The organism is Arthrobacter oryzae, from assembly GCF_037911235.1.
GTDB lineage: Bacteria > Actinomycetota > Actinomycetes > Actinomycetales > Micrococcaceae > Arthrobacter > Arthrobacter oryzae_E.
This window is the reverse complement of the sequence record NZ_JBBLYW010000057.1, coordinates 1-7331: the sequence shown is the minus strand read 5'-3', so window position 1 is coordinate 7331 and position 7331 is coordinate 1. Positions and strand designations below refer to the sequence as shown.

Annotated in this window: 7 protein-coding genes; 3 read left to right on the top strand and 4 right to left on the bottom strand. The window is 65.5% G+C overall.

All coding sequences use genetic code 11. The features are described from left to right. Positions 1-22 precede the first annotated feature (22 nt). The 3 genes from hemB to hemL are packed head-to-tail and all read left to right on the top strand — an operon-like array spanning position 23 to position 3441. Positions 23-1003 (top strand): porphobilinogen synthase, encoded by a 981-nt coding sequence (gene hemB, locus WMN78_RS16040; RefSeq protein ID WP_340534725.1) that lies wholly within the window; start codon positions 23-25, stop codon positions 1001-1003. Next, positions 1003-2085, top strand: coding sequence for an LLM class flavin-dependent oxidoreductase (locus tag WMN78_RS16035; RefSeq protein WP_340534724.1), 1083 nt, complete (start codon positions 1003-1005; stop codon positions 2083-2085). Before hemB ends, WMN78_RS16035 begins: the two co-directional genes overlap by 1 nt. Positions 2086-2097: 12 nt before the next feature. Then, entirely contained in the window at positions 2098-3441 is a 1344-nt protein-coding gene (gene hemL, locus WMN78_RS16030; protein ID WP_340534723.1) for a glutamate-1-semialdehyde 2,1-aminomutase, read from the top strand. A 63-nt stretch (positions 3442-3504) separates the two neighbouring features. Here the strand turns inward: hemL and WMN78_RS16025 are convergent, their stop codons facing one another. The 4 genes from WMN78_RS16025 to WMN78_RS16010 all read right to left on the bottom strand — a co-directional run bounded on the left by WMN78_RS16025 (position 3505) and on the right by WMN78_RS16010 (position 7308). Then, positions 3505-4347, bottom strand: coding sequence for a MetQ/NlpA family ABC transporter substrate-binding protein (locus WMN78_RS16025; RefSeq protein ID WP_340534722.1), 843 nt, complete (start codon positions 4345-4347; stop codon positions 3505-3507). A gap of 168 nt (positions 4348-4515) precedes the next feature. Continuing rightward, a complete protein-coding gene (locus WMN78_RS16020; RefSeq protein ID WP_340534721.1) occupies positions 4516-5187 on the bottom strand; it encodes a methionine ABC transporter permease in 672 nt (223 codons plus the stop codon). Next, positions 5184-6260, bottom strand: coding sequence for a methionine ABC transporter ATP-binding protein (locus WMN78_RS16015; protein WP_340534720.1), 1077 nt, complete (start codon positions 6258-6260; stop codon positions 5184-5186). Before WMN78_RS16015 ends, WMN78_RS16020 begins: the two co-directional genes overlap by 4 nt. Before the next feature lie 289 nt (positions 6261-6549). Next, positions 6550-7308 (bottom strand): 3'-5' exonuclease, encoded by a 759-nt coding sequence (locus tag WMN78_RS16010; RefSeq protein ID WP_340534719.1) that lies wholly within the window; start codon positions 7306-7308, stop codon positions 6550-6552. Positions 7309-7331 lie beyond the last annotated feature (23 nt).

Genomic DNA, 7331 nt, shown 5'->3' with positions numbered 1-7331 from the left:
AGACCCACGAGAAGGACAGAACATGAGCTTCCCGACCCATCGCCCCCGCCGGCTCCGCACCACTCCGGCCATGCGCCGGATGACAGCCGAAAACCGCCTGGCGGCACCGGAACTGATCCTTCCGGCGTTCATCCGCGAGGGACTCACGGAACCCAACCCGATCGCCTCCATGCCCGGAGTGGTGCAGCACACCACCGATTCCCTCAAGCGCGCGGCTGCGGAGGCGGTGGAACTGGGCGTGGGCGGGATCATGCTCTTCGGCATCCCGGCCGAGCGGGATGCCAAGGGCACCGCCTCCCTCGATCCCGACGGTGTCCTCAACAAGGCCATCCGGGACGTCCGCGCCGAGGTGGGCGATGAACTGGTGGTCATGAGCGATGTCTGCCTGGACGAGTTCACCGACCACGGCCACTGCGGCGTGCTGGATGCCAACGGCTATGTGGACAACGACGCCACGCTGGAGATCTACGCAGCGATGGCGGTGGCACAGGCTGACGCCGGGGCGCACATGCTGGGCCCGTCGGGAATGATGGACGGCCAGATCGGCGTGATCCGGCAGGCGCTCGAAGATGCCGGCCATGTCAATACTGCCGTGGTGGCCTATGCCGCAAAGTACGCCTCCGCCTTCTACGGCCCGTTCCGGGAAGCAGTGGATTCGCAGCTCAAGGGGGACCGGCGCACCTACCAGATGGATGCCGCCAACCGCCGCGAAGCCATCCTCGAGGTGGAGCTGGACCTGGCCGAAGGCGCCGACCTGGTGATGGTTAAGCCCGCCATGAGTTACCTCGACGTCCTCGCCGACGTCGCGGCCATGAGCTCCGTGCCCGTGGCCGCTTACCAGATCTCGGGGGAGTACTCCATGATCGAGGCGGCCGCCGCCAACGGCTGGATCGACCGCCGTGCGGCCATCACCGAGTCCGTCCTCGGCATCAAGCGGGCCGGGGCCAATATGGTCCTGACGTACTGGGCCTCCGAGCTCGCCGGCTGGCTGAAGGAGTCCTGATGAGCGACGCGCCAGTCACTGCCCCCGTCGGCCCGGGGAAGGTCCTGCTGGGGCTGAACACTTTCGGCGATGTGGGGGTCTACCCCGACGGGCACCCGGTGCCGCATGCGCAGGTGCTGCGTCAGCTGCTGGAGCAGGCGGAACTGGCGGACGACGTCGGACTCCATGCTTTTGGCGTGGGCGAGCACCACCGCCGGGACTTCGCCGTCTCGGCACCCGAGGTGTTCCTGGCTGCCGCGGCGGCCAGGACCAAGCACATCAGGCTCGGATCCGCCGTGACGGTGCTCAGCTCCGATGACCCCGTCCGTGTCTTCCAGCGATTCTCCACCGTTGATGCCGTGTCCGATGGCCGCGCGGAGGTCATGCTGGGGCGCGGGTCGTTCATCGAATCGTTTCCGCTGTTTGGACTGGACCTCGCGGACTACGAGGTGCTGTTCGAGGAGAAACTGGAGCTCTTCGACAAGGTCCGCGCCCAGAAGCCGGTCCACTGGGAAGGACGGACCCGTCCGCCCATCAACGGGCTGAGCGTCTTTCCGCCGTTGGAGCACCATCTGCTGCCGGCCTGGATCGGGGTTGGCGGCACTCCGGAGTCCGTGCTGCGGTGTGCCGAGTACGGCTACCCGATTATCTTCGCCATCATCGGCGGCCAGCCCCGCTCCTTTGCGCCGCTCGTCAACCTGTACCGCGAGGCAATGGCCAAGTACGGCCATCCGATGCAGCAGATTGCCACGCATTCGCCGGGCCACATCGCCGATACGGACGAAGCCGCCCGCGAGGAGCTCTTCCCGCACTGGCTGGCGCAGCGCAACCGGATCGGAGCCGAGCGTGGCTGGGGTCCGGCGAGCAGGCCGGAGTTCGATGCCATGTGCGGGCCGGAAGGAGCCCTGTACGTGGGTTCGCCCGAGACGGTGGCGCAGAAGATCGTCCTGCTGAAACGCAGTCTGGGCGTTGACCGCTTCGACCTCAAGTACGGCAATGGCACGCTTCCGCACGCCTCCATGATGCGGTGTATCGAACTGTTCGGCACCGTGGTGGCACCCCGGGTGGCCGAGCTCCTGTCCGGGCACGCACCCGAAAACTGAAAGAATAGGAACATGACTTCCAGCTCTCCCCGTAATGAGGAACTCTTCGACCGTGCACGCCAACTCATGCCGGGCGGGGTCAACTCTCCCGTCCGGGCATTCGGTTCGGTAGGCGGAACACCGCGGTTCATGGTTTCCGCCAAGGGCCCGTACCTGACGGATGCCGACGGCGCCGAGTACGTGGACCTGGTGTGCTCGTGGGGGCCTGCGCTTCTGGGCCACGCCCACCCGGCCGTGCTCGAAGCGGTCCACGCCGCCGTGGACCGCGGACTCTCCTTCGGTGCATCCACACCGGACGAGGCCAACCTGGCAGCAATCGTCAGGGAACGCGTTCCCGCCGCGGAACGCGTCCGGATGGTCTCCACGGGCACCGAAGCGACCATGACCGCCATCCGCCTGGCCCGCGGCTTCACCGGCCGGGACCTGGTCATCAAGTTTGCCGGCTGCTACCACGGCCACCTCGACGGACTCCTGGCCGCCGCCGGATCCGGCGTCGCCACCCTGGCGCTGCCAGGTTCCGCCGGCGTGACCGCGGCCACCGCCGCCGAGACCCTGGTGCTGCCCTACAACGACCTCGCTGCGGTGGAGGCCGCCTTCGCCGCGCACGGCAGCAACATCGCCGCCGTCATCACGGAGGCTGCGCCGGCCAACATGGGTGTGGTCACGCCGGGCGAGGGATTCAACGCCGGACTTTCACGGATTACCCGCGAACACGGCGCCCTGCTCATCGTGGACGAAGTCCTGACGGGTTTCCGCACGGGCTACTCAGGGTACTGGGGGCTCACGGGCGGGGCGGCCGACGCCACCGAACCGTGGAGCCCGGACTTGCTGACCTTCGGGAAGGTGATCGGCGGGGGCATGCCGACCGCGGCCCTCGGCGGCCGGGCGGACATCATGGACTACCTTGCGCCCCTCGGGCCGGTCTACCAGGCCGGGACGCTGTCCGGAAACCCGGTGGCCATGGCTGCCGGCGTCGCCACCTTGACCCATGCCACCCCCGAGGTCTACTCGTTCATCGACGCACGCTCGCTGGAGCTCTCTTCGGCACTGTCGTCGGCACTGGACGCTGCCGGTGTGGACCACTCCATCCAGCGCGCCGGCAACCTGTTCTCGGTGGCCTTCGGCACCTCGGCCCGCGGCGTCCACAACTACGACGACGCCCAGGGACAGGAAGTCTTCCGGTATGCGCCGTTCTTCCATTCAATGCTGGACTCCGGGGTCTACCTGCCCCCGTCGGTCTTCGAAGCCTGGTTCCTGTCCGCGGCCCACGACGACGCCGCCATGAACCGGATCTTCGACGCGCTTCCCGCCGCGGCGCGGGCGGCGGCGTCGGCAGCGGTGCCTGCGGCCCTGTAAGGCACTTAAAGCACTGATGGCACCCGCCGGGGCGGGTGCCATCAGTGCTTTAAGCAGCAGGGCTTAGAAAGCCACGGTCACGTCACCGTTGGGCCATTCCTTTTCGATGAAGGCCTTCACCTCGGGGGAGTGCAGCAGCTCGTCGAGCTTCTTGATCCGGACGTCATCCTTGGAGTCCTCGCGCCAGGCCAGGAAGTTCGCGTAGGGGTTGTTCTCCACGGACTCAACGGCCAGGGCGTTCTGGGTGCTCAGGCCGGCCTTGAGGATGAAGTTGCCGTTGATCAGGGCCAGGTCCACGGAGGGGTCCTTGAGGTCGTTGATCAGGAGTTCAGGCTGGTTCTCGGAGAACTTCAGCTTCTTCGGGTTCTGCTCGTCGGTGAGCGTCAGCACGGAGGAGTCGTCCTTGATGTCCTTGACGAGGCCGGCCACCTCGAGGACCTTGAGGGCCCGCACCTGGTTGGACGGATCGTTCGTGATGGCAACCTTGGCGCCTTCCGGAACGTCCTTGATGTCCTTGACCTTCTCCGAGAACGCGGCATACGGCTCAATGTGAACGCCTTCGCCGTGGCCGAACTTGTAGCCCTTGGTCTTGACCTGGTCCTCGAACCACGGAAGGTGCTGGTAGTAGTTGGCGTCCAGGGAGCCGTCGCTCAGCGCGGTGTTCGGCGTCTGGTAGTCCTCGATCTCCTTGATGTCCAGCTTCAGGCCGGCCTTCGGAGCGAGGTCCTCATTGAGGAACTCGAGGATTTTCGCCTGCGGGACCGGGCTGGCGCCGACGGTGAGGGTGGCGGGCTTCGCGGGGTCAAGGGTCGTGACCTCTACGCCGGGGCTGGACGAACCGCCGCAGGCAGTCAGTGCCAGGGCGGTGACAATGCCGGTGGCCAGGAGGGAGAGTGATTTACGCATCGGCTGCGTTTCCTTTCGAATTGCATGGAGTTCGACGGCGGGCTTCCGCCCGGCGCCGACTCCGGCACAGATGCAGCGGGCGGCTACCTGCTGCTGTGAAGATGCCGTGGCCGTGAGGCTACGGCTGATACGTGGTGGCTGAGCCGGGGTTAGCGGTGGGCCCGGGGTTTAGCGATGGTCGAGGCTGCGGGCGATCTGTTCGCCGACGAGCTGGATGACCTGCACGAGGACGATGATCAGGACGATGGTGACGATCATGACCGTGACATCGAACCGCTGGAAGCCGTAGTTGTAGGCCAGCTTTCCAAGTCCTCCGCCACCCACCAGGCCGGCCATGGCCGAGTATCCCACCAGCGTGACCACGGTGGTGGTTGTGGCGGCTACGAGGGCCGGGAGCGATTCGCGCAGCATCACTTTGTTGATGACCTGCATTTTGGTGGAGCCCATGACCTGGGCGGCGTCAATCTTGCCGTGGTGGACGTCCCGGAGGCACGTCTCCACGAGGCGGGCAAAGAAGGGGATGGTGCCGATGGACAGCGAAACCGAGGCCGCAACGGGGCCAAGGCTCGTGCCGGTCAGCAGGCGAGCCAGGGGAATGAGCGCCACCATCAGGATGGCGAACGGGATGGACCGGGTGATGTTGACGATGACGTCGCTCATGATCCGGTTCGTGACGGGCATCGGACGCAGGCCGCCCGGCGCCGTGACGTGCAGGAAGACGCCCAGGGGCAGGCCGACCAGCACTGTAAAGAAGGCCGATATTCCGACCATCTGCAGGGTTTCAACGATTGCTTCGGGCAGTGCCTTGGCAAGGACGGGGTTGCTGAAGATGTCGTTCATGAGTTCCTTCCCGTCGCGTCGTTCAATTCAGCGTCCGGTTCCAGGGCGCCGGGTTCCAGAGCGTCGTTGGCTGCTGCATTGGTGGCGGCCAGCTTTGCGCCTATTCCGCGCTGGTGGAGGTAGCCGAGTACGGCGTCGTAGTCTGCGTTCTCGGCGAGCTGCACACGGAGGTGCCCGAACTGCTGGCCGCCCAGTGTCTCGACGCTGCCGGCCAGGACATTCAAGTCGATGTCGAAGTGCCGGGCAACGCCGGTGATTACGGGTTCTCTGGCGTTGTCGCCGGCAAAGAGGATTTCCAGGACCGGTCCGCCTTGGAGTGCGCCCTTCAGTGGTTCGGATGCCGGCAGCGGCAGGAGTGCCTTGGCCAGTTTGCTCTCGAGGTCACCGGCTACGTCCTTGAGGGCGCCGTGTTCCACGATGCGGCCCTTCGACAGCAGGGATACCGAATCGCAGACCCGCTTCACGACGTTCATTTCGTGCGTGATGATGAGCACGGTGAGCTGCAACCGCCTGGTGAGGTCCTGGATCAGGTCGAGGATTTCGTCCGTGGTCGCTGGGTCCAGGGCCGATGTAGGCTCGTCGCACAACAGGACATCGGGGTCCGCGGCAAGTGCCCTGGCGATGCCCACGCGCTGGCGCTGGCCACCGGAGAGCTGGGAGGGGTAAGCGTTCTCGAACCCTTCGAGCCCCACGAGGGACAGCAGTTCCGTGACCCTGGTGCGGATCTTGTCCTTCGGCGTCTTGACGAGCTCCAAGGGGTGCGCCACGTTACCCGCGGCAGTGCGCGAGTCCATGAGGTTGGCATGCTGGAACACCATGCCGATGCGGCGCCGTGCCGCACGTATCTCGGACTCTTTGACGGAACTCAGTTCCGTGCCGTCAATGCTGACAGAGCCGGACGTGGGACGATCCAGCAGCGTGAGGCAACGCACCAGGGTCGACTTTCCGGCGCCTGAATGGCCAATGATTCCGTGAATGGAACCTTTGGGAACGGAAAGAGTGACGCCGTCGAGGGCCACCACTTCCTTTTTCCCCTGGCGGTAGACCTTGCGAAGGTCGGTAACTGTGATCATTTATCCTCAGGAGGTTGGCCTCGGGCAGGGCATAGCACAAGCACGCATGTGAACTTAATTATGTCAGCGCACGCCTCGGTGAGTCACTTCCGCATGATGTTCGGATGTGCGGGTAATTTCCTGCATAAAGTTGTCCCACAGAGCTGTTACCCGGTTGCTCGTGCAGCCTTGCCTCGGCCTGCAAAATTGCCCCCGTCCAACCTCGCGGCCCCAGGACCGCCAGGCCGCTGTGATCCTCATCCCAGTGCCGGGGCCGTTGCCGGCTCCGGCGCCCCGATGGCCTCGCGTGCTAGAAGTCGCCCCTGCTGGCGTCTTCAGGAGGGAGGACGGGCCATTCGCCTTCAATCACGGCGGCGGGCTTGGTCTTGCGGAGATAGGTCTGGAAGTCCGCGGCCTGGCTGGCAGCCCAGCCGACCTGCAGCTGATGGAGCTGGCCCGCAGCCATCCGAAGTTTGGGGAACTTGCCGGCCATGGCGTCCAGCATCCGGAGCGTTGCGAGGGCATCCGCCGCGGAGGTGTGCGCGTTGTCAAGGTTGACGTCGTATTCCTCGCACAGTGCGGTCAGGGTCCGTTTGCCCTTGCGGTACCGGTCCACCTGCTTGTTCATGACGTAGGGGTCCAGAACGGGGAAGCGGTGCAGCTGGGGAATGCCGTAGCGGGCTGACTCTGCGGCCAGCACCGTGAAGTCATAGCTGGCGTTGAACGCGATAACAGGGACACCGTCGTCGAACAATCCCTGCAACACCGAGGCCAGTTCGCGCGTTACCTCCGCCGCCGGTCGGCCCTCCTGCCGGGCACGTTCCGTGGTCACGCCGTGGACTTCGCTGGCTTCGGCGGGGATTTCGACACCAGGGTCCGCGAGCCACTCATGCTCCTTGATGACATTTCCATCGGCATCCACCACGGTGACCGACGCAGTAACGATACGGGCGGCGCGCGAGTTGCGGCCGGTGGTTTCCAGGTCGAAGGCCGCCCGCGGCCGGGTGTCCCACGTGCTGGTACTGGTAGTGGTCCTGATACTGGTGGTGCCGGTGTTCCTGGTGCTCATGTTTCAAAACTACCTGCTGCCAC

Excerpts from the sequence above, each read along its gene's own strand:
- WMN78_RS16035 (WP_340534724.1), top strand. The coding sequence starts at position 1,003 with ATGAGCGACGCGCCAGTCACTGCCCCCGTCGGCCCGGGGAAGGTCCTG.
- hemL (WP_340534723.1), top strand. The coding sequence starts at position 2,098 with ATGACTTCCAGCTCTCCCCGTAATGAGGAACTCTTCGACCGTGCACGC.
- hemB (WP_340534725.1), top strand. The coding sequence starts at position 23 with ATGAGCTTCCCGACCCATCGCCCCCGCCGGCTCCGCACCACTCCGGCC.
- WMN78_RS16010 (WP_340534719.1), bottom strand. The coding sequence starts at position 7,308 with ATGAGCACCAGGAACACCGGCACCACCAGTATCAGGACCACTACCAGT.
- WMN78_RS16025 (WP_340534722.1), bottom strand. The coding sequence starts at position 4,347 with ATGCGTAAATCACTCTCCCTCCTGGCCACCGGCATTGTCACCGCCCTG.
- WMN78_RS16020 (WP_340534721.1), bottom strand. The coding sequence starts at position 5,187 with ATGAACGACATCTTCAGCAACCCCGTCCTTGCCAAGGCACTGCCCGAA.
- WMN78_RS16015 (WP_340534720.1), bottom strand. The coding sequence starts at position 6,260 with ATGATCACAGTTACCGACCTTCGCAAGGTCTACCGCCAGGGGAAAAAG.